Annotated in this window: 17 protein-coding genes and 3 rRNA genes; 12 read left to right on the top strand and 8 right to left on the bottom strand. The window is 42.9% G+C overall.

Translation table 11 applies throughout. The annotated features are described in order from the left end of the window. Positions 1 to 52: 52 nt before the first annotated feature. Both aceF and aceE read right to left on the bottom strand, forming a co-directional pair. A complete protein-coding gene (gene aceF / locus JSY38_RS01020) occupies positions 53 to 1,975 on the bottom strand; it encodes a dihydrolipoyllysine-residue acetyltransferase (protein ID WP_205114800.1) in 1,923 nt (640 codons plus the stop codon). Positions 1,976 to 2,071: 96 nt separating this feature from the next. Next, positions 2,072 to 4,738 carry a pyruvate dehydrogenase (acetyl-transferring), homodimeric type gene (gene aceE, locus JSY38_RS01025; RefSeq protein WP_205114801.1) on the bottom strand — a complete coding sequence of 889 codons (2,667 nt, stop codon included), beginning with the start codon at positions 4,736 to 4,738 and terminating at the stop codon, positions 2,072 to 2,074. Positions 4,739 to 5,688: 950 nt separating this feature from the next. Between aceE and nadC the strand changes: the two genes are divergently transcribed. The 12 genes from nadC (at position 5,689) to JSY38_RS01085 (ending at position 16,427) form a co-directional block, all read left to right on the top strand. Further along, complete coding sequence (gene nadC, locus JSY38_RS01030) at positions 5,689 to 6,537, top strand: carboxylating nicotinate-nucleotide diphosphorylase (RefSeq protein WP_114412498.1); 849 nt, start codon at positions 5,689 to 5,691, stop codon at positions 6,535 to 6,537. A gap of 2 nt (positions 6,538 to 6,539) precedes the next feature. Beyond that, positions 6,540 to 7,730, top strand: coding sequence for an acetate/propionate family kinase (locus JSY38_RS01035; protein ID WP_205114803.1), 1,191 nt, complete (start codon positions 6,540 to 6,542; stop codon positions 7,728 to 7,730). 46 nt (positions 7,731 to 7,776) lie between these two features. Next, complete coding sequence (pta, locus tag JSY38_RS01040; protein ID WP_205114805.1) at positions 7,777 to 9,876, top strand: phosphate acetyltransferase; 2,100 nt, start codon at positions 7,777 to 7,779, stop codon at positions 9,874 to 9,876. Between the two features lie 126 nt (positions 9,877 to 10,002). Then, on the top strand, positions 10,003 to 10,365 hold the full coding sequence (locus tag JSY38_RS01045) for a hypothetical protein (protein ID WP_114412495.1): 363 nt from the start codon (positions 10,003 to 10,005) through the stop codon (positions 10,363 to 10,365). A gap of 69 nt (positions 10,366 to 10,434) precedes the next feature. Then, positions 10,435 to 10,887, top strand: coding sequence for a pilin (locus JSY38_RS01050; protein ID WP_205114807.1), 453 nt, complete (start codon positions 10,435 to 10,437; stop codon positions 10,885 to 10,887). After that, positions 10,884 to 11,834: a GspE/PulE family protein gene (locus JSY38_RS01055; protein WP_114413733.1), complete on the top strand. Its 951-nt coding sequence runs from the start codon at positions 10,884 to 10,886 to the stop codon at positions 11,832 to 11,834. Before JSY38_RS01050 ends, JSY38_RS01055 begins: the two co-directional genes overlap by 4 nt. After that, the gene (locus tag JSY38_RS01060; protein ID WP_205114814.1) at positions 11,821 to 12,885 is read left to right on the top strand and encodes a type II secretion system F family protein; all 1,065 of its coding nucleotides are present in this window, start codon (positions 11,821 to 11,823) and stop codon (positions 12,883 to 12,885) included. Before JSY38_RS01055 ends, JSY38_RS01060 begins: the two co-directional genes overlap by 14 nt. Next, a complete protein-coding gene (locus JSY38_RS01065) occupies positions 12,886 to 13,677 on the top strand; it encodes a prepilin peptidase (RefSeq protein ID WP_205114816.1) in 792 nt (263 codons plus the stop codon). It begins immediately after the preceding gene. After that, the gene (coaE, locus tag JSY38_RS01070; RefSeq protein WP_114413735.1) at positions 13,674 to 14,279 is read left to right on the top strand and encodes a dephospho-CoA kinase; all 606 of its coding nucleotides are present in this window, start codon (positions 13,674 to 13,676) and stop codon (positions 14,277 to 14,279) included. The genes JSY38_RS01065 and coaE overlap by 4 nt, the downstream gene beginning before the upstream one ends. Positions 14,280 to 14,295: 16 nt before the next feature. Further along, complete coding sequence (locus JSY38_RS01075) at positions 14,296 to 14,520, top strand: DNA gyrase inhibitor YacG (protein WP_114413736.1); 225 nt, start codon at positions 14,296 to 14,298, stop codon at positions 14,518 to 14,520. A 26-nt stretch (positions 14,521 to 14,546) separates the two neighbouring features. Beyond that, positions 14,547 to 15,758, top strand: coding sequence for a response regulator (locus tag JSY38_RS01080; RefSeq protein WP_114413737.1), 1,212 nt, complete (start codon positions 14,547 to 14,549; stop codon positions 15,756 to 15,758). A 3-nt stretch (positions 15,759 to 15,761) separates the two neighbouring features. Beyond that, positions 15,762 to 16,427, top strand: coding sequence for a sensor histidine kinase (locus JSY38_RS01085; RefSeq protein WP_205114818.1), 666 nt, complete (start codon positions 15,762 to 15,764; stop codon positions 16,425 to 16,427). A gap of 3 nt (positions 16,428 to 16,430) precedes the next feature. Here JSY38_RS01085 and JSY38_RS01090 read toward each other — a convergent pair whose 3' ends face one another. The 6 genes from JSY38_RS01090 to JSY38_RS01115 all read right to left on the bottom strand — a co-directional run bounded on the left by JSY38_RS01090 (position 16,431) and on the right by JSY38_RS01115 (position 23,049). Next, complete coding sequence (locus JSY38_RS01090; protein ID WP_205114820.1) at positions 16,431 to 17,057, bottom strand: GntR family transcriptional regulator; 627 nt, start codon at positions 17,055 to 17,057, stop codon at positions 16,431 to 16,433. Positions 17,058 to 17,068: 11 nt separating this feature from the next. Further along, a complete protein-coding gene (locus JSY38_RS01095) occupies positions 17,069 to 18,241 on the bottom strand; it encodes a benzoate/H(+) symporter BenE family transporter (RefSeq protein WP_205114822.1) in 1,173 nt (390 codons plus the stop codon). Between the two features lie 75 nt (positions 18,242 to 18,316). Further along, positions 18,317 to 19,030, bottom strand: a complete 714-nt coding sequence (locus JSY38_RS01100; protein WP_205114823.1) for a ZIP family metal transporter — start codon at positions 19,028 to 19,030, stop codon at positions 18,317 to 18,319. Between the two features lie 586 nt (positions 19,031 to 19,616). Then, positions 19,617 to 19,731: ribosomal RNA gene (gene rrf / locus JSY38_RS01105) — 5S ribosomal RNA — on the bottom strand. An 84-nt stretch (positions 19,732 to 19,815) separates the two neighbouring features. Next, positions 19,816 to 19,930: ribosomal RNA gene (rrf, locus tag JSY38_RS01110) — 5S ribosomal RNA — on the bottom strand. Between the two features lie 229 nt (positions 19,931 to 20,159). Further along, positions 20,160 to 23,049, bottom strand: a 23S ribosomal RNA gene (locus tag JSY38_RS01115). Positions 23,050 to 23,088 lie beyond the last annotated feature (39 nt).

A 23,088-nucleotide genomic window follows, 5' to 3' on the forward strand; every position in this document is an offset into this window, starting at 1 on the left:
CGCTTATAAAAGCGGCTTTTTTATTTGCTTAGCTGTTAATCAAAGAATCTGATTAAAGAGACAAGCGACGTACATCACTCAGCAAGGAGTTTAAGAAGGTCATAAAGCGACCTGCATCACCACCATTCACAGCTCTGTGATCGTAAGACAAGCACAATGGCAACATTGTACGAGGCTCAAACTCTTTACCATTCCAGCGTGGCTCAACGTCCGCTTTAGAAACACCCAAAATACCCACTTCAGGACAGTTAACGATAGGAGTAAATCCTGTTCCGCCAATTGCACCCAAACTAGAAATAGTGAAACAACCACCCTGCATGTCAGCTGGCTTAAGTTGTTTATCTAGTGCTTTCTTAATTAGCTCTCCCGCTTCTTTTGCAATTTGAACGACAGATTTCTTATCTGCGTCACGCAAAACAGGAACAACCAAACCAGCAGGCGAATCCACAGCAATACCAATGTGTACATAATGCTTTTGAACGTAGCTTTCGCCATCGGCCATTAGCGACACATTAAAGCTTGGATTAGCAACCATTGCTTGCGCAACTGCTTTAATCAGGAATGGAAGCGGCGTTAATTTAACACCTTGTTTCTCCATTTCGCCTTTTAAGCCTTTACGGAATGCTTCAAGATCAGAAATATCAGCTTTATCAAACTGAGTAACTTGAGGCACAACAAGCGCGTTGCGAACCATGTTCTGAGCAGTTAGACGCTGGATCTTGCTCATCTTAACAACGTCAACTTCACCAAACTTGCTAAAGTCTTGATCTGGCACAGTTGGCAGACCGGAACCTGTTGCAACACCACCAGCCGGAGCAGAAGCCACCTTTTGCACAGCTGCTTTCACATAAGCATGCAAATCTTCTTTCGTAATACGACCACGAGGGCCAGTAGGACGAACAAGAGACAGATCAACACCTAACTCGCGAGCGAGCATACGAACAGCTGGACCAGCATGAACTTTCTTAGAAGGTTCAGACAGTACAGCAGATTGATCTACTGCAGGAGCTGACTTTTCGGCACTTGCTTTAGGCTTTTCAGTTGGTGCAGAAGTTGCTTTTTCAGCAGCCGGCGCAGGCGCAGGCACTTCAGAACCACCTTCTACTTCAAGCTCAAGAACAAGATCACCTTCAGAAACCTTATCACCAACCTTAATAGAAACAGACTTCACTGTTCCTGATTTCGGCGCAGGAATTTCCATAGAGGCCTTATCAGTCTCAAGAACAATGATAGAATCACCTTCTTGAACTTTATCTCCGGCTGCAACAGCAACCTCGATAACTTCAACGCCTTCAGCACCACCAATGTCAGGCACTTTAACCGACTCAACACCACCAGAAGCTGATGCTGCAGCAGGAGCTGATGATTTTGGCTCTTCAGCTTTTTCTTCTTTAGCAGCAGGCGCCACTGAAGATGACTCAGTTGTCAGCACAAGAATATCAGCACCTTCGGATACAGTGTCACCAACTTTAATAGAAATCTTGGCGATCTTACCTGTAAATGGTGAAGGTATGTCCATAGAAGCCTTATCAGTTTCAAGAACGATAATTGAATCACCCTCTTCAACCATATCACCTTCAGCAACACAAACCTCTATAACTTCAACGTCAGTTGCACCACCAATATCTGGCACTGAAACTTTTTCTTCGCTGGAAGATGAAGAAGCTGGAGCTTTCTCAGCGGACTTCTCTGGTGCAGGATCTTCTACAGGTGCCTCAGGAGCAGACTCTTCCGCACCTTCAACCTCAATAATAAGAATCTCATCACCTTCAGAAACTTTTTCGCCTTCTTTCACAGAAATACTTTTTACTTTACCTGCCATGGAAGATGGAACATCCATAGAAGCTTTATCTGTTTCTAAAACAATAATTGATTGATCCACTTCAATTGTGTCACCAACCGCAATACTGATCTCGATAATTTCGACATCAGTCGCACCACCAATATCCGGTACTCGAATGATTTCAGTACTCACAGAAATCTCCTTTGTCTTATAGACGCATCAAACTTAAAAACTTATCTGACTTAGATAAAAACATACACTAAGCCAGATACCTAGCTTGTCAGGTAATTAGCACATTACAGGGTTTGGCTTCTCAGGATCTAGACCAAACTTAGCAATTGCCTCACTAACTACAGATGCATCAATTACACCGTCTTTTGCCAGTGCACTTAAAGCAGAAACCACTACCCAATAACGGTTAACTTCAAAGAAGTGACGCAATTGAGCGCGAGTATCACTGCGGCCAAAACCATCAGTACCAAGTACATTGTAAGTACCTTTTACGAATGGGCGAATTTGATCTGCGAACAATTTAATATGGTCGGTAGATGCAATCACAGGGCCATTGTCATTCAGGCAAGACTCTACGTAAGAAAGGCGCGCTTCTGATTCAGGGTGAAGCATGTTCCAGCGACTTGCATCAAGACCTTCACGACGCAATTCATTGAAAGACGTTACACTCCATATATCAGAGTTAACACCGAAATCATTAAATAGAATCTCTGCAGCGGCTTCCACTTCACGCAGAATAACGCCAGAACCAAGCAATTGAACTTGTTTCTTATTGGCTTTCTTAGCATGAGACTTAAGCTTATACATCCCCTTGATAATACCTTCTTCAACACCTTCAGGCATATCTTCGTGCGTATAGTTTTCATTCATTACAGTTAAGTAATAGAAAACACTTTCTTTCTCTTTATACATACGACGTAAGCCATCTTGCATGATAACAGCGACTTCGTATGAATAAGTAGGGTCATAAGACACACAGTTAGGAATTAGACCTGCTTGAATATGGGAATGACCATCTTCGTGCTGCAAACCTTCACCATTTAGCGTAGTACGACCTGCAGTAGCACCAATCAAGAATCCACGAGCCTGAGAATCACCTGCCGCCCAAGCTAAGTCACCAATTCGCTGGAAACCAAACATTGAGTAATAAATGTAAACAGGAATCATTGGAAGAGCGCTGTTTGCATAAGATGTAGCCAATGCTAACCAAGCAGAGAATGCCCCTGGCTCATTGATGCCTTCTTGAAGGATTTGACCATCAGCAGATTCTTTGTAATACATAATCTGAGTATGGTCATGAGGCGTATAACGCTGACCTTCAGATGAGTATATACCCAGCTGGCGGAACATACCTTCCATACCAAAGGTACGAGCTTCATCGGCAACAATTGGCACAACACGTTTACCAATTTCTTTATCTTTAACCATAACATTCAGTGCACGCACAAACGCCATAGTCGTAGAGATTTCACGGCCATTCGTTCCCGCGATTTGAGACTTAAAGGCTTCCAAAGAAGGAACTTCAAGCGCTTCGCAATCATGGTTACGGATAGGGAAAGCGCCATGCAATTCTTTGCGACGAGAGCGCATGTATTGCATTTCTGGGCTATCTTCAGCCGGTTTATAGTACGGTAAATCTTTTAGCTCTTCATCGCTAATTGGGATACCGAATTTATCACGGAACTGAGCAAGGGATTCTTCATCCAACTTCTTCGTCTGGTGCGCCGTGTTTTGCGCTTCAGCCGCTTTAAACATGCCGTAACCTTTAACGGTTTGCGCCAAGATAACAGTCGGTTGACCTTTATGAGAAGTTGCTTCGGAGTACGCCGCGTAAACTTTGTAAGGATCATGTCCGCCACGATTAAGATTCATAATCTCATCGTCAGTCATGTCTTTAACCATTTCTAGCAATTCTGGATATTTGCCGAAGAAATGTTCACGAGTATAAGCACCACCATTTGCTTTGTAGTTCTGTAGTTCGCCATCGCAAACTTCATTCATACGTTTAACTAGCAAACCGTTGTGATCTTTCGCAAAAAGAGGATCCCAATGACGACCCCATAGGCACTTAATGACATTCCAGCCAGCACCACGGAAGACACCTTCAAGTTCCTGAACAATTTTACTGTTACCACGAACAGGACCATCAAGGCGCTGTAGGTTACAGTTGATAACAAAAATAAGGTTATCTAGATTTTCGCGACCAGCAAGAGCAATAGCTCCTAAAGATTCTGGCTCATCACACTCACCATCACCTAGGAAAGCCCACACCTTACGATCACCTTGATCAATAAGACCACGGCTATGCTGATACTTCATTACGTGTGCTTGGTAAATCGCTTGCAAAGGCCCAAGACCCATAGACACTGTTGGGAACTGCCAGTAATCAGGCATCAACCAAGGGTGCGGGTAAGAAGAAATACCTTTGCCATCGACTTCACGGCGGAAGTTATCTAGCTGCTCGTCTGTCAAGCGCCCTTCAATGTATGAACGAGCGTAAATACCTGGGGATATATGACCTTGGAAAAAGACCATATCCGCTTGTTGTTTACCGTCATTACCACGGAAAAAGTGGTTAAAGCCGATATCATAAAGCGTTGCTGCAGAAGAAAAGCTTGTAATGTGGCCACCAAGTGTTGAATCAACACGGTTTGCCTTCATTACCATAGCCAATGCATTCCAACGAATTATAGAGCGTATACGACGCTCCATAAATACATCACCCGGCAATGGCTTCTCATTTTCAGGAGCAATTGTATTCCGGTATGCCGTCGTAATGGATGACGGTAATGACGTACCAGCTTTTGAAGCCTCATTCGTCAAACGATTTAAAATGTATTGCGCGCGATCAGGACCTTCCTCGCGAAGGACAGACTCAAGCGCATCGACCCACTCTTTAGTTTCAATTGGATCGATGTCTTCGAGAATATGCTGCTCAGTCATCGTGTTAATAACTCCCGCTATTAGAACAGATACTAACCTACCAAGGACATTATGTGTATTTAAGCCTTGGAGGCTACTTAAACGAACCGTCGGAACTTATATGAATAGCCACAAAGTTCCAGCCGACCTAGGATAAAACGACACACTGTTTAATAAGCTTTAAAACGCGTCGTTTTTATCCGTTCCAATGGTAATTATTATTGTTTTAATTTTATTTCCATTGCATCGACCACTAAAAATCTAGTCAGTTCGCTTCCAATTTGGGTTTGGTTCATCAAACCCAACATTAAATTTCCACATGCATATAGCCTTACTAATGCATGTAAAAAATCAAAGCCATTTACTTAGAAACCGCATAGATAGACTGTTTCTAAGGATTTTGCATTCTAGGTATTTTACTAAACCCTTACATTAAAAAGGGCTTTTTTAAATATCAGAAGCATCTAATTTGGGCGTTAGATTAACACCTAATCAAGAGATCGCCTAGCCACCCACATGAAGATTGAGACACTCACAGAACTTTTGAAGCTTTTAAATACCCTAAAATTAATTTAAAAGTAGTCGAAAAGCCTAAGACAAAAGCGTTAAAGACTCAGTCGGCACCACCAAAATTCACAGCATACATGAGACGTATAAGCACCGTGAATCCACAGCCACACTTCAATCCATAAAGAATACACAGCATCTGCTCCAAAGTACCATTCAAAAATCGATGATTAGTATCATTTTATTCGCTTATCAAAATTCAAATGATACAGCTATCAAAATAATCAACGATTGTAAGTCAATCTAACGTGGAAGGCTGATCGTGTGTGCTAAAAAGCAAAACTGTCGCACTTTTTCATATAGAAAGATCATGCAAATCAATGAATATAAAAAAATCAACACTGACGCACTACCAATATAGCGCTACAATATCCGTAATTTACTTAGCAAGATTAGGATAGTACATGACTCTTTTGAACGCTCTATTAACTGAGCACATTCAATCGCAAGTGGCGTTTGCATTAAAAGAAGATATTGGATCAGGAGACATAACCGCTCAACTTATTCCTGATGATCAAGAAATAACAGCCACCGTAATTAGTCGGGAACCTGCAGTCTTATGCGGTCAAGCTTGGGTAAACGAAGTATTCTCTCAATTAGGCAATCAAGTTACGCTCTCATGGCACAACAATGAAGGTGATATGCTGGAAAGCAACAAGCCTTTTTTAACGATCAATGGCCATGCAAGAACAATATTAACGGGGGAGCGTACTGCCCTAAATTTTTTACAATCCCTTTCTTATACTGCGACTGTAACTAATCAATACAGTCAAATTGTAGCGAACACACAACTCACCATTTTGGACACTAGAAAAACCATACCAGGTATGCGCCGTGCGCAGAAATATGCGGTGGCTATTGGTGGAGGAAAGAACCACAGGATGGGGTTATACGATGCGTTTCTAATCAAAGAAAATCACATCATGGCGGCAGGGTCGATTGCTAATGCTGTAAGCATGGCGAAAAATATTGCCCCTGGAAAAACCATTGAAGTTGAAACAGAAAACTTAGAAGAAGTTTCCATGGCTGTTGCTGCAGGTGCCGACATTATCATGTTAGATAATTTCTCTTACGAAGACATGAGCAAAGCGGTTACTGATTTTAAAGGTCAGGTCAAGTTTGAAGCATCTGGAAACATGGACAAAGACCGTTTGTTACTAGTGGCTGAAACTGGCGTTGATTACGTCTCCATCGGCGCCCTAACAAAACATATTCAGGCAATTGACCTTTCTTTGCGAGTATCTCAGGAATAACTATGAAAGACAGTATTTTAGTCATCAACTGTGGAAGCTCTTCGTTGAAGTTTGCGATTCTTGCTAATGCTGGGCAAGAAACCTTAGTAGAAGGTATTGCAGATAGATTAGGGACAGATGAAAGTAGTATCACGTTTAAATTTGAAGGCAAAAAAAACGAAATACAATTAGACGTTGGTAGCCATAAAAATGCTGTGGATCAGATCAAAAGCTGGCTTAACAGCCACCCTACCATTGAGCATTCACTAGCAGGTATTGGTCACCGAGTGGTTCACGGTGGTGAAACCTTCAGCAAATCCGTCTTGATTAATCAAGATGTTGTTACTGGGATTAAAAAGTATTCTCAATTTGCACCATTGCATAACCCTGCACATGTTAAAGGTATAGAAGTGGCTTTTGAGCTTTTCCCAGGGCTTCCACAAGTTGCTGTATTTGATACCGCGTTTCATCAGACACTGGCACCAGAACAGTATCTTTACCCGATTCCAATGCACTTTTATCGAGAGCATCATTTTCGGAAGTATGGTTTCCATGGCACAAGTTATCGATATATAAGTCAGCGCTTAGCACAAATAGCGAACGGTAGCGATCAACAGGGCGTGCTTGTCGCTCACCTTGGTAACGGAGCAAGTACCTGCGCCATTAATAAAGGCAAGTCTTCCGATACTAGTATGGGCATCACGCCATTAGAAGGCTTAATGATGGGCACCCGCTCTGGCAGCCTTGACCCAAGCCTACTGTCATTTATTAGCCAAGCTGAAAATATCTCTTTTGAATCCACACTTGATATTCTGAACAAACAAAGTGGTTTGCTTGGTGTATCAGAAATTTCAAATGACTGCCGAACATTAGAAGAGGCAATGGAATCAGGCGACCTGAGAGCTAAACTGGCTTTAGACATGTTTGCAGCCCGAACAGCGAAGCACTTAGCAAGTGTAGCAACCACTTTAGAAAGTATTGATCATTTGGTATTTACCGGTGGCATCGGTGAAAATTCAAGCTATTTACGTCAAGCTATCTGCAATCATTTGAAAGCACTGAATATCCGTATAGACTCAGATATAAATGATAATGCTCCTCGTGGTGAGACTTTAAACATTAGTGCAAAAGACAGTAATACTAATGTTTGGGTTATACCTACTAATGAAGAGTTGATGATTGCACTGGATACAATAAGTTTAATTCAGCATTAATCGAAACCATGCACCCCATAATGGACTAATTTAGGATTCATCAGATATGTCAATAAATGTACTTATGACCGTTCCCACAGGCCCTGGTGTAGGACTAACATCTGTTTCTGTCGGTCTTGTCCGTGCGCTTGAGCAGCAAGGTTTAAAGGCCAGTTTTTTCAAGCCAATCGCCCAGCCTCAACCGGGTGACAAGGGACCTGACAAGTCAACTGCCATGGTTGCACAAGGCTCAACCCTTACACCAGCTGAGCCTATTCCGCTCCATGAAGCTGAGCGTTATTTGTATAACGACAATATTGATGAACTGATGGAAGAAATTGTTGGTCGATTCCAAGCCAGCGTAGAGCCAGATTCAACAGTTATCGTGGAAGGTCTTGCTCAAATTGCAGGCCACCCGTACGCAACAAGACTAAACAAAGCCATTGCTCGTACACTTGATGCTGGTTTAGTGTTGGTGACAGCACCGAACAACATGCGAGTTAACGAGCTTGAACACCATGTTGAAATTGCGGCAGGCTCTTATGGTGGCATTAAAGCCAACGATGTTATTGGCTGTATTTTAAACAAGACCACACCTGGGTCATTAGGCGTTAAATCCTATGGGGATTTGTTTGCTCAACGTGGCATTTTTAAACGCAATTTTAGCCTGCTTGGTCAAATACCAAAAGCCGATGAACTCACTTACCCTCGAGTAAAAGATGTTGCTGATTTCCTTGGTGCTCGCATCATTAATGCAGGCGACATCGAATCTCGTCGCGTACAGTCTTACACTCTTTGTGCTCGTGGTGTCGAGAATATGCTTGAAGCCTTGCGACCTGGCGTGTTGGTTTTCACTCCAGGCGATCGTACCGACATCATCATGGCGACAGCTATTGCTGCACTGAACGATATCAAGATCGCAGCCTTGGTTGTAACTGGTGGTTACCAACCAAGCGAAGCTTTAATGGGTCTTTGCGGCAAAGCAATGGCCAAAGGCTTACCCGTTCTCTCTGTAGAGTCGAACAGCTGGGAGACAGTCATTAATATGCAATCTTTTAACCAAGAAATACCGCTTGACGATAAAGAACGCGTATTGATGGTAAAAGAGCACATCGCCCGTTGTATCGATCACGACTGGATAAACTCTTTCGCCTTAAACCAAGAAGAGAGAAAACTCTCTCCACCAGCCTTCCGATTCCGTTTAATTGAGCTTGCTCGCTCTCTGAACAAACGAATCATTCTTCCTGAAGGCGAAGAAATTCGCACCATTCAAGCCGCTTCAATTTGTGCCGAACGCGGTATCGCCCGCTGCACATTGCTGGGCAACGAAACTGAAATTTTGAGAATCGCACAAAACAATGGCATTGAATTAAGCCATGGTGTTGAAATACTCGACCCTAGCAGCATTCGTGAACGCTATGTTGCGCCAATGGTAGAGCTAAGAAAAAGTCGAGGGCTAACTGACATCGTTGCTCGCGAGCAACTAGAAGACAATGTTGTGCTAGGCACTATGATGCTGCAAGTTGGTGATGTGGATGGTCTGGTTTCTGGCGCTGTACATACAACGGCTAACACCATTCGGCCGGCTCTGCAGTTAATCAAAACATCCGCGAACGCGAGCATTGTATCTTCAGTCTTCTTCATGTGCTTACCTGACCAAGTGCTGGTCTATGGTGATTGCGCGATTAATCCGGATCCGACTGCTGTGCAACTTGCAGAAATTGCGATTCAAAGTGCGGACTCTGCAACAGCATTTGGCATCACTCCTAAAGTCGCCATGATCAGTTACAGCACTGGTGGCTCTGGCACAGGTAACGATGTAGATAAAGTCAGAGAAGCTACAGCAATTGCGCAAAAGCTACGTCCAGACCTTCTGATTGACGGCCCTTTGCAATACGACGCCGCCATCATGGAAAAAGTTGCCAAACAAAAAGCGCCTAATAGCAAAGTAGCCGGCAAAGCCACCGTGTTTATTTTCCCGGACTTAAATACTGGCAACACCACTTACAAAGCAGTTCAAAGAAGCGCAGACGTAGTCAGCATAGGACCTATGCTACAAGGAATTCGTAAACCTGTTAACGATCTGTCTCGTGGCGCTTTAGTTGATGACATTGTCTATACTATTGCAATTACAGCAATTCAAGCTGGTGACCCGAAAGACCTTTAAATTAATGCCACTTTCTAGGCAGTTCAACTGCCCTAGCACCTTTTTATTGCGACTATTGTCTAGAAAGTGGACATATTTAAAATTGCCGATTAATATTTGTTTATACTTTTTTAGCTGGTGGTTGTTATGTCTGGTAGCCTTCCTCACTCGATAGCCTTATCTGGCCAAGTGCCAAATAATACGACTACGCCCGGCTACACAACATTTGATATAAGGTCAGACGAAGATAAAAACTTAGCGGCTCTGAATGCGCGTAATGCGAAAGCATCAAGTGACCTAGTTGTCACCATTTCTGAAGAAGGTCAGGCGTTATCCCAGCATAATAAAAAAACAGCCGATGAAATTGATGCAAAAAAACAAAATGATATGCTTAGAGAGTTAGAAGAAGAGTTTGGTGAAGATGACCTTGTGCCCTTAGCTCAGAATCAGTCAACCGAAGGCTATGAAGAAAAATCGAATACCGGAGATTTCCTCGACCAGATTGTATAATCAAAAAAACATTAACATAAAACACTATTAGCAAGGACGCTAATATCAAAAATCTTCAAGGAGTGAAGAATGTTACTTTCTCGCCAATTAATGCGCGGATTTACCCTATTGGAACTTATGGTTGTTATCGCCATAATTTCCATCTTAGCAAGCCTTTCTGTACCAACGTTTACTCGGCAAATCGCAAAAGCGAAATTAATTGAAGCGCAAAACCTTGCCACACAACACCAATCAGTCATTGAAGAATTTATTCTTCTACATGGCTCATTTCCAAACAAAGCAGAATTCAACCTCATCAAAAATTCACTAGCAGACAAGTCTATCGCTAAGTCCATTACCGTTGATAGCGCTAATAAAATGACTGGAAGCCTAATCCTCACGCTTAATAGCAATACTGGCATTGATGAAAACCAGTACCTTAGATACTCCCGTGATAGTAGTAGGAACTGGACGTGCCTTTCGGACTTAGACCCTAACCTACTGCCTCTGCAATGTGATAGTTCAACGGAAGGTGTGCTATGACATTAGAGGAAATTATTTCTAACTCGGTTAACCAACATGCAACAGATGTTCATTTAGAGCACACCAATAGAGGCTTACATGTCTATCAACGCCGATATGGCACCTTGCATAAGGTTATCGATCTGCCAATTGGAACTAATTTGATCAATCGCATAAAAATGCGTTCAAATTTAGACCTTTCAGAAACAAGAAGAACACAAGAGGGACAGTTTTTATTTGAAGAAAGAAACCGCAGTACTTTTATTAGAGTAAGCATAATTTCAACTGTTAAAGGCGAAAAAGTCGCACTGCGTTTATTGCCAGATAAGAACCGTTTGTCACTAAATGAAATTGGCATACAACCCAACCTTCATTCTGCCTTGTCTTCTGCTTTAGATTATTCCAGCGGCTTGATTCTAGTGTGCGGCGCTACTGGTGCAGGAAAAAGCACCACTCTATATTCATGCCTAGATGTGTTGAATACTGGCAAAAAAACCATTTTCACCATTGAAGACCCTGTGGAATATGAAATCACTGGCTTGTTTCAATGCGAACCTAACCCTGCTATCGGGCTGGACTCTGCTACGCTGTTGAAATCATTTCTTAGGCAAGACCCAGATGTGATAATGGTGGGAGAAGTAAGGGATGCCATCACTGCAAATCTCGCGGTTAATGCCGCTCTAACTGGACACCTTGTACTGGCAACATTACATACAAACTCAGCATTAGACGCCATACATCGATGCCATGGCTGGCAGGTAGATTTTTTCTCTTTAGCAAGCTCGCTAAAACTTATAATTCACCAGTCGATGCATTATAAAAGCACATCTCAACACCCTGTATTTCATGGAATATCACCTCTTTGGGAAACATCTCTTCCAAAAGACTATGATACGCTTATTTCATCCCCTTCTTTATGGGAAGCATACCCTCACCTGAATAGTGAATCCAAATATGCCATGGTTTAAAATCACACATATCAATGGGAAGGTCGATTATAAATATGGAGACTCGGAACAAGAGATACTTTTTCACACTATAAGCAAAGGCTATTGGCAAATAGCCATATCCGAATGGACTCCTAAGAAATTTGATTACAAATCACTTCAAATTTTTTATGAAGAAATTCAAAGCGCCCTACAATCAGGACTACAGCTTAACCAAGCTATTGCGCATTTCGCTTTATCTTCTTCTAATTCCAGAATAGCTAGCATCAGTCAAGCCATATTAGGAGAGCTGGAGAGAGGCACAACTTTTAATGACGCATTAAGCAAATTAACTCAAAACTCAGCAGAGCCTTACACTCAGCTACTTAATTCTCAGGGCACAAGAGAGGACTGCGAGAAAAGCCTAAGCGTGTCAATACATCAACTCAAATCACTACTTGAATGGTCTCAACGATTACTGAAAACTGTTATCTATCCATTTAGTGTCATTCAAATTGCTTTCATCATCCTTATCGTTAATCGTATCTTGCAAGATCAGTCAACAGGCGCCTATCTAGCGAGCTTAAAAGTCAACCTTTCAATCTATGCAATTTTTAGCATTATCCAAATTGGCGTTATACGTAGCCTTCACCAAGGCCATGCATGCTATTGGCTAGAAAAATACAGCAACAATTTCCGTTTGACGAAATTATTTTCTTTGTTAAGCACCATCAGAAGAACAGGCCTAACATTACAACAGGCATTAAAAAACATGCCTGGATATTTCCAGCACCTCCCCACAAAGAACGAGATTTACACCGCCTACTACACCCTTCGTTTAGGCAAGAACTACGCAGAAACCTTCCCTCTCCACTGGTTCCCTAACGAATCTTCAATAGCCTTACACTCTGCAGAGCAGGATGGTGATATAGAAAGAGCATTAGTTTTAGCCGCTAAAGAGCACGAGAAACGCTGGCAAAAAAACATCTCAATTTTAGAGAAATTTATTCCTGCTCTGTGTCTTGTGATTGCAGGCAGTGTCGTTGCCACTGCACTTGTTTCTCTGTATACGCCTTTAATGGAGATTTCGTAAATGGATTTAACTCTATCGGTATGGGTTTTATATTGTATGATAGCACTTTGCATAGGGAGTTTTTCTGCTGCCTACACAATAAGATGGCCAGCAAAACAACACTATTTGTGGAAAAAAGAGGCACACCTTCTACTATATATACCGTTCACCAGCTCATCAACAATGCAGTTCAATAGAAGACGCTCTCATTGCACTCACTGTAAACAACCCCTGACCTATAAAGACCTCATACCTATCTTTAGTTTTGTCGCCCTAAAAGGTAAATGTCGCTACTGCAAACAGAAGATATCTTCTCGTTATATTATTATCGAAAGCATACACTTACTATGCTGCTTACCTCTCTTGTGGCTATTCGATGATTTTTACTCGCTGACCTTGTTAACCTTGCTAGTTAGCGCATTAATTACCGCGACCGTCATTGATATTGAACACAAGCTCATCCCTGATGAATGCAATACTTTGGCGCTTGCTTGCGCATTATTGCTTCATACATCTACAAATAATCTAAATTACAGCGTTCTAGGCATGATGGCAGGGTATGGTTTAGTTTATACTCTACACTGGCTCTATACAGTATTTAGAGGTAAAGAAGGTATTGGGCTAGGTGACGCTAAACTCTTAGCTGCTCTGGGTGCTTGGCTTGGACTCTTACATCTTCCAGTCTTGCTACTTTGTGCAAGTTTAAGTGGAATCCTATACACTGTGATCTCAAAAAGAAGCAACCTAGACTACATCGCCTTTGGTCCTTTTTTAACTATTTCATCCCTATTAGTATTCTATTTAACTCTATGACAGATCATACCATTCCTATCATTGGCCTTGCTGGCGGCATTGGTTCAGGCAAAAGTACAATAGCGAAATGCTTTAATGAGCTTGGTATTCAAAGCGTTGACGCAGATGATGTTGCAAGATCAGTTGTATTACCAGGTTCATACTGCCTCAAGCAAATTGAACAACGCTACGGTAGCCAAATTCTATCAAATGATGGAACCCTAAACCGACGAGCGTTACGCGAGATTATTTTTGATGCTCCGTTAGAGCGATCATGGCTGGAGTCATTAACACACCCGGCAATTAGAAATGAAGTAGCAGCTCAGCTTCATGCCGCCACTTCAGAATACGTACTTCTTGTTCACCCTTTATTATTTGAAACAAAGCAAGATGCTATCTGCAAAAAGGTTATCGTCATTGATGTTCCTAAAACCGTTCAAATACAAAGAGTCATCAATCGCGATCAAGTAGATAAAGAAAGTGCACAAAAAATAATCTCTGCACAACTAAGCAATAGTGAACGACTTATGAAGGCGGACTTCATCTTGGAAAACGCTGGCAATCTTAATGATATGAATGCTAAAGTCTTAAAATTGCACCAAAAAATTCTAGAGTCATTATAAATTTAGAGTCTCATTCATGCCAGATACCAATAAATCTTCGTTAGTTGCTTGCCCAACTTGCCAAAAAAAATCCCCTTGGTCGAAAGAGAATCCAGACCGTCCTTTTTGCAGCCCTAGATGCAAGTTAATTGATTTGGGTGCATGGGCAAGTGAATCCTACTCCATTCCTCAGCAAACATCGGAAGAAGACGAAATTTTTTCAGAAGATCTGATTATTAATCCAAACAAGTCCTTTTTATAATTGCTCGATATGGAATGTAATTTTTTATGGCCCAACAAGACTTTTCAAAGAAAAAAGCTCTACTCATAGAAGATATGGCAGAAGCTCGAATAATGCAGCGCAAAATGCTGACAGACTTCGGCTTCACTTCCATAGACATAGCCATGAAAGCGGAAACAGCCATAGAACTCCTAAAGAATAAAAGTTTCGATGTGATTTTGTCTGATTACAATCTTGGCAATGGCAAAGACGGGCAACAACTTCTAGAAGAAGTTAGACATTCAAAACTGATACCAAATACGGCCACTTACTTAATGGTAACAGCTGAAACATCGATTGAAATGGTGATGGGCGCGATTGAGTATCAACCTGATGGATATATCACCAAACCATTCTCTCAGGCAGGCTTGCAGCGTCGACTTAGCAAGTTATTAGAAACAAAAGAGAGATTATATGACGTCAATGTTGCACTGGATAAAGGCGATTATGAAAGCGCCATATCCTCAGCAAAAACCGTTATGGAAAAGCATCCCTCTTTGACAGGGAAATGCGAACGTATCATTGGTGAAAGTTTTTTAGAAATACAAGAATACAATAAAGCACTGTCTTTATTTAACAAAACAGTTAAAAGCCGAAAGATGCCATGGGCGTTATTTGGTAAAGGTAAATCTTATTTTTTAATGGGCGAATTTGAAAAAGCAGAACAAAGCTTTCGTCAGCTGATGCTTGATAATCGTTTTTTCGTCAGCGCTTATGATTGGTTAGCAAAGATCCAAGTTGCAGAAGGAAAACTAGAAGAAGCGCAAGCAACTTTAGTTGAAGCTATTGCACGATCCCCAAAAAATATTCTACGTCAAATGGAACTAGGCAAAATAAGTTTATTACTCAATGACAGCATAACGGCAGAGATGTCGTATAGACGAGCTGTTTTCTTAGCGAAGTATTCTTGTTATAACACCGCAGAAGTTTACCTAAATCATCTAGAGTCCCTTGCTCGTATCTCTGATAATGGCCCATTACTACCTAGGCAAAGGGACAACTTTGACAGCACACTAAAAAAAGTACACGAATCTTTCTTTGAAGACCCTAATAACAAGGCAAAAGCATACAGTTGTGAGATCGATGTATTTTTAGCCGATAAGGACATACTTACAGCGAAGCAAATTTTTGAAGCATGGCTGAGTGAAGTCAAAGGAGGAGCAGCAACAGCTCCAACCAAACAACAAAGTTCGACCTACGCAGAATCTTTTGGAATTTAAAAGATGAAAAAAATCGATATCAGCACAATCTTGGCAAGCGCAATCCACGAAAGCAAAAATCAGGTGGGGACTTTGCTTTACCAACTACAAAGCCTGAAAGATTCGATGGTAAGCAAAGATGTAAACCAAAAGAAAATCGTTTTAATTGAAGAGTCTCTCAAAAAACTTAATGATGAGTGGGTTGAGTACTTATATTTATATAGACTCGCATCTGACGGCTATGATCTACATGTCGATACTTTTTTACTTGATGAGTTCTTAGACGACCAAGTATTTGCCCTACAACCATCCGCTAATGCAAGAAGCCTAGAACTAAACTATCATTGTGATGCAGGCCTGACAGGCACTTTTGATGAACGGCTAATGACGGCCGTTGTAAGTACTGCGGTCTACAATGCATTTCGATTTGCCAAATCAAAAATTTCCATCAATGCAAAACAAGAAAATAACTTCCTAATCATTTCAATTGAAGACGATGGTCAAGGTTTTAAACCAATAGAGGAAGAACCAGATGAGTTTCTTGAAGGCAATACAGGGCTAGGGCTGTATTTTGCCGAATTATCAGCTTCAGCACATAGAACCAATGACACTCAAGGCTATATCAAAAAAGAATCTTCTCTTAGCTTAGGTGGGGCCAGCCTGATCGTATATTTACCTCAAGAACACTAACACTTAGCCACTAGCCAGCTTTTTCAGGTAGCCAGTGAGCAAAACACCAGCCTTTTCAATATGCTGCCTTAATAAAATAAGTGCAGCATTTTTATCTCTAGCTTCAATCAAAGCAATGAGCTCTTCATGCTGATCTTGGCTTTTCGCTTGATATCCTAAAGGCCCAAATTGAAACCCGAGATAACGCACCGCCTGTTTGTTCAATCCTTCAACCACTCGCAGTAATGTAGGTCGATTGGCAGGCATATACAAAGCACTGTGAAAGCACCAATTCAGCTCACCACGACTAACCAAACTAACATATTCTTGATCCAACTCTAATAAAAATAACCTTGCCTTAGCGACATCTTTATCATGGATACACTCAAATGCCATTTCGAATAAAAGGCATTCTAATTCAGCTCGCATTAAATAAAGATCCTCAGCCTCCTGCCAATTTAAATCAGGAATCATCACTCCAGCTTTGCCGTGCAGAACAAGCCAACCTTCAGATTTTAAGGCCTGCAATGCGTCCCTAATAGGAATTCTACTCACACCATATCGGGTAGATAGATATGCCTGCCTTAATGGGATACCTCTTGGTAAATGATTGTTTAAGATGTCTTCTTTAATACTTTGGATTATATCCATAAAAATTCTTCTTATTTGAACTTAATGTTAGATATCAAAAGACAAATAACGCCAAACAAAATCCCCCAAAAAGCGGATGCAACACCACCAAAGGACACACCAGATACCGTCACTAAAAAAGTTATTAATGCCGCTTCTCGATTAGAGTCATCCGCCATCGCATTTTTCAAATTCATACCGATAGTACCTAACAATGCAATACCCGCTAAAGCTGCAATCATAGTTACAGGAAAAATCGAAAATAGAGCAACCACAGACGTACCAGCTAAACCAGCTAACCAATAGAATACGCCTGCAGACAATCCAGCAATATAGCGTCGTTTAGGGTCTTTGTGACATTCATCGCCAGAACAAATGGCAGCCGTAATCGCGGCTAAATTAAAAGCAAAACCACCTAAAGGCGCCAGTATAATAGAAGTAAACCCGGTCCAACTAATTAGTGGAGAAACAGGAGTTTGGTAGCTACTACTGCGCATCACAGCTACACCTGGAATATTCTGAGAGGTCATAGTCACAATATATAACGGAATACCGATACCAATTAATGCACTAATATTCCATTCAGGCCAAACCCATACAAACGCGCCAAGAGAGAAAGGAACATCAGACATTAAGTTACCATCGGACCTCGCCAGTACAAATGCAATTCCAGCCACCAAAACAAACAACACAGCATAGCGAGGTAAAAGTCGTTTGCTCACTAAATACGTCATAAGCATGATTCCCACAAGGAAAACATCACTCATCATAGAATCGAAAATAGAAAGGCCAAACTTAAAAAGAACACCAGCCAACATGGCACAAGCTAGAGGCAAAGGAACCAAACGCATGACTTTATCAAATAGACCAGAAATGCCAGTTAGCAGAGTGAGTATGCCAGCAAAAACAAACACACCTATCGCTTCGGAATAACTGATTGTTCCTAGGCTCGTCGCTAACAATGCGGCGCCAGGCGTTGACCAAGCCGTAATAACAGGAGAACGATACCACAAAGAAAGGAAGAAGCAGGTTGCCCCCATACCAAGTCCTAACGCCATAATCCAAGACACTATGATACTAGAATCGGCGCCAGCCGCTTGAGCGGCCTGAAATACGATTGCCACGGAACTCGCAAAACCAATAAGCACTGCCACAAACCCTGCAACAAATGCACTTAAACTAAAATCTTTTAATATTCTGAGCACAACCCTACTACCTGTATTGGTTTAAAAAGAGCTCTAACTATATTTCAAAATATCCATTTTTGTATACATTTTTAACTAATGCACTAACATATAACCAAACAACCCCAGCACAAAACCCATTACAGCTCCCATTGGCGGCATCCAATGTTTTTCTAAAGCAACTCGCGGAGCAATATCTTGGAACACTGCATATAAAATACCGCCTGATGCGAACAACATCACACCAGATATGATAACTGGCCATTCGGCTAACCAAAGATGGGCAATAACACCCGCTATCGGGCCACACAAAGCAAGCAACACAAACAAAAAAATAATTGTCCATGAGCGATAAGGTGATGATGCCTTTAATTCACGAAAAGCATTAAAACCTTCTGGAAGGTTTTGCATAGCAATCAGACCAGCGAGTAACACGCCGTTAATGGTTCCTAACGCAAACGCGGCACCCAACGCCAGAGACTCAGGAATAAAATCTGCTAGCATAGCGACTAATTGGCTCATAGAAGTTTGTTGTTTAGATAACCAAATATCAAGCCACATAAACGCCATGCCACCCGATAAAAACAACACAGCTGCAGACCAAGGAGAAAAGTGAGGAATACCTTCTGGCACAAGAACCAAAGCAATCGCCGACAACAAAGCACCACCGCCAAAGGCCGTAACACCATGCATTAATTCTGTTTCTAGCCACTGAGGTTTTATGCGTTCGAAATTGGCTACCAAAGCCCCTAGAGGCATTGCCAAGCCGGCAAGAAGAGTTAATATAATAACACTATATATAGGCGACATATCGCAAACACTCCATTAAACATCACACTGCTATCTGTGTAGGGCTATAAGGTTAACAGAATTCATTCCCTCAATTATTAGATATCGACCAGAAAGTATATCTAACAGGCAACAATAAGCGCCCTTCTTTGTTAAATTTATTTTGAACAAAAAAAAACCTGACTACTTGCGTAATCAGAGTCTTCTTAATTAAATCTTGATAACGACCTACTCTCACATGGGATCCCCCACACCACCATTGGCGATGGCGAGCGCCTGTTGCTAATAAAGAGTCACTTCTGAGTTCGGGATGGGATCAGGTGGTTCAGCCTCTCATACTTTGTATCTGAAACTAGCTTTGGAATGCAAAAAGCCCTGATAACATTAGCTATCAGGGCCTTCATAAATAAATCTTGATAACGACCTACTCTCACATGGGATCTCCCACACTACCATTGGCGATGGCGAGCGCCTGTGGCTAATAAAGAGTCACTTCTGAGTTCGGGATGGAATCAGGTGGTTCAGCTTCTCATACTTTGTATCTGAAACTAGCTTTGAAATGCAAAAAGCCCTGATAACATCAGCTATCAGGGCCTTCATAAATAAATCTTGATAACGACCTACTCTCACATGGGATCTCCCACACTACCATCGGCGATGGCGCTTTTCACTTCTGAGTTCGGGATGGGATCAGGTGGTTCAACGCCTCTATGATCATCAAGAAAACTGGTTTGTTCTATTAGCAACTGTCTAATAAAACCAAATCTTCAACTGCCTAATAATGATTTAGGACTTTCAAATATAAAGCTTGACGACGACCTACTCTCACATGGGATCTCCCACACTACCATCGGCGATGGCGCTTTTCACTTCTGAGTTCGGGATGGGATCAGGTGGTTCAACGCCTCTATGATCGTCAAGCAATTCGTTTTGCGTATTGTTTTGAGCTATGCGTTGATTGCATTGTCTTTCGACTTGTCTCAAAACACGCGAATACGTGCTTGGATCTTTAACAATTCTGTTTTGAAATAACGTGGATCAAGTATTAAACCGATGCTCATCATTGCTGATGCTTTATCGTATCTGTGTCTTTGTCATTTTGATGAGATTGAGCTTTCACTTTTCTCATCCAAAACCACTTTGGTGTTATATGGTCAAGCCTCACGAGCAATTAGTATTGGTTAGCTCAATGCCTCACAGCACTTACACACCCAACCTATCAACGTCCTAGTCTCGAACGGCTCTTTAGGGGACTTATGTCCCAGTGAGATCTTATCTTAAGGGAGGCTTCCCGCTTAGATGCTTTCAGCGGTTATCCCGTCCGAACATAGCTACCCGGCAATGCCACTGGCGTGACAACCGGAACACCAGAGGTTCGTCCACTCCGGTCCTCTCGTACTAGGAGCAGCTCCTCTCAAATCTCAAACGTCCACGGCAGATAGGGACCGAACTGTCTCACGACGTTCTAAACCCAGCTCGCGTACCACTTTAAATGGCGAACAGCCATACCCTTGGGACCGGCTTCAGCCCCAGGATGTGATGAGCCGACATCGAGGTGCCAAACACCGCCGTCGATGTGAACTCTTGGGCGGTATCAGCCTGTTATCCCCGGAGTACCTTTTATCCGTTGAGCGATGGCCCTTCCATACAGAACCACCGGATCACTAAGACCTACTTTCGTACCTGCTCGACGTGTCTGTCTCGCAGTTAAGCGTGCTTTTGCCTTTACACTCTATGCATGATTTCCGACCATGCTGAGCACACCTTCGTGCTCCTCCGTTACTCTTTGGGAGGAGACCGCCCCAGTCAAACTACCCACCACACAGTGTCCTCGATCCCGATAAGGGACCTGAGTTAGAACCTCAAACATACCAGGGTGGTATTTCAAGAGTGGCTCCATGCAAACTGGCGTCTGCACTTCAAAGCCTCCCACCTATCCTACACAAGTAGGTTCAAAGTTCACTGTGAAGCTATAGTAAAGGTTCACGGGGTCTTTCCGTCTAGCCGCGGATACACAGCATCTTCACTGCGATTTCAATTTCACTGAGTCTCGGGTGGAGACAGTGTGGCCATCGTTACGCCATTCGTGCAGGTCGGAACTTACCCGACAAGGAATTTCGCTACCTTAGGACCGTTATAGTTACGGCCGCCGTTTACTTGGGCTTCGATCAAGAGCTTCGCTTGCGCTAACCCCATCAATTAACCTTCAAGCACCGGGCAGGCGTCACACCCTATACGTCCACTTTCGTGTTTGCAGAGTGCTGTGTTTTTAATAAACAGTCGCAGCCACCTGGTATCTTCGACCGACTAGTGCTTACGGAGCAAGTCCTTCACACCGGCCGGCGTACCTTCTCCCGAAGTTACGGTACCATTTTGCCTAGTTCCTTCACCCGAGTTCTCTCAAGCGCCTTGGTATTCTCTACCTGACCACCTGTGTCGGTTTGGGGTACGGTTCGATCATATCTGAAGCTTAGAAGTTTTTCCTGGAAGCATGGCATCAACCACTTCGCCCAAAAGAGGGCTCGTCGTCAGTTCTCGGTCTTAAAGGGACCCGGATTTGCCTAAGTCCCAAACCTACCGCCTTAAACACAGACAACCATCGCTGTGCTGGCCTAGCCTTCTCCGTCTCTCCATCGCAATATGTACGAGTACAGGAATATTAACCTGTTTCCCATCGACTACGCATTTCTGCCTCGCCTTAGGGGCCGACTCACCCTGCCCTGATTAACATGGGACAGGAAACCTTGGTCTTCCGGCGGGGGAGTTTTTCACTCCCCTTATCGTTACTCATGTCAACATTCGCACTTCTGATACCTCCAGCCTGCCTTACAGCTTGACCTTCAACGGCTTACAGAACGCTCCTCTACCATGCCTAGTAAACTAAGCATCCGTAGCTTCGGTGTACAGTTTGAGCCCCGTTATATCTTCCGCGCAGGCCGACTCGACTAGTGAGCTATTACGCTTTCTTTAAAGGATGGCTGCTTCTAAGCCAACCTCCTAGCTGTCTAAGCCTTCCCACATCGTTTCCCACTTAACTGTAACTTTGGGACCTTAGCTGACGGTCTGGGTTGTTTCCCTTTCCACGACGGACGTTAGCACCCGCCGTGTGTCTCCCGTAATTGCACTCATTGGTATTCGGAGTTTGCATGGGGTTGGTAAGTCGGGATGACCCCCTAGCCCAAACAGTGCTCTACCCCCAATGGTGAGATACGAGGCGCTACCTAAATAGCTTTCGAGGAGAACCAGCTATCTCCGAGCTTGATTAGCCTTTCACTCCTATCCACAAGTCATCCCCAGCCTTTTCAACGGATGTGGGTTCGGTCCTCCAGTTGATGTTACTCAACCTTCAACCTGCTCATGGATAGATCGCCCGGTTTCGGGTCTATTCCCAGCAACTAAACGCCCTATTAAGACTCGGTTTCCCTACGGCTCCACTATGTGCTTAACCTTGCTACTGAAAATAAGTCGTTGACCCATTATACAAAAGGTACGCAGTCACGGAACAAGTCCGCTCCCACTGCTTGTACGTACACGGTTTCAGGATCTATTTCACTCCCCTCACAGGGGTTCTTTTCGCCTTTCCCTCACGGTACTGGTTCACTATCGGTCAGTCAGGAGTATTTAGCCTTGGAGGATGGTCCCCCCATATTCAGACAGGATAACACGTGTCCCGTCCTACTCGTTTTCATGATTAAGGTGTTTTCGTATACGGGGCTATCACCCTCTATCGCGGCACTTTCCAGAGCCTTCTACTAACACCAAAACCACTTAAGGGCTAATCCCCTTTCGCTCGCCGCTACTTAGGGAATCTCGGTTGATTTCTTTTCCTCCGGGTACTTAGATGTTTCAGTTCCCCGGGTTCGCCTCCACACAGCTATGTATTCACTGTGGGATACTCTACAAGTAGAGTGGGTTTCCCCATTCGGACATGTTCGGATCAAAGTCTGTTTATCGACTCCCCGAACCTTTTCGCAGATTACCACGTCCTTCATCGCCTCTGACTGCCAAGGCATCCACCGTGCACGCTTGGTCACTTGACCATATAACCCAAAATAGTTTTTTACGATTCCAAAAGGAAA

Origin of the sequence: Marinomonas foliarum, from assembly GCF_016906065.1 — a bacterium.
In the GTDB taxonomy this organism is placed as follows: Bacteria; Pseudomonadota; Gammaproteobacteria; order Pseudomonadales; family Marinomonadaceae; genus Marinomonas; species Marinomonas foliarum.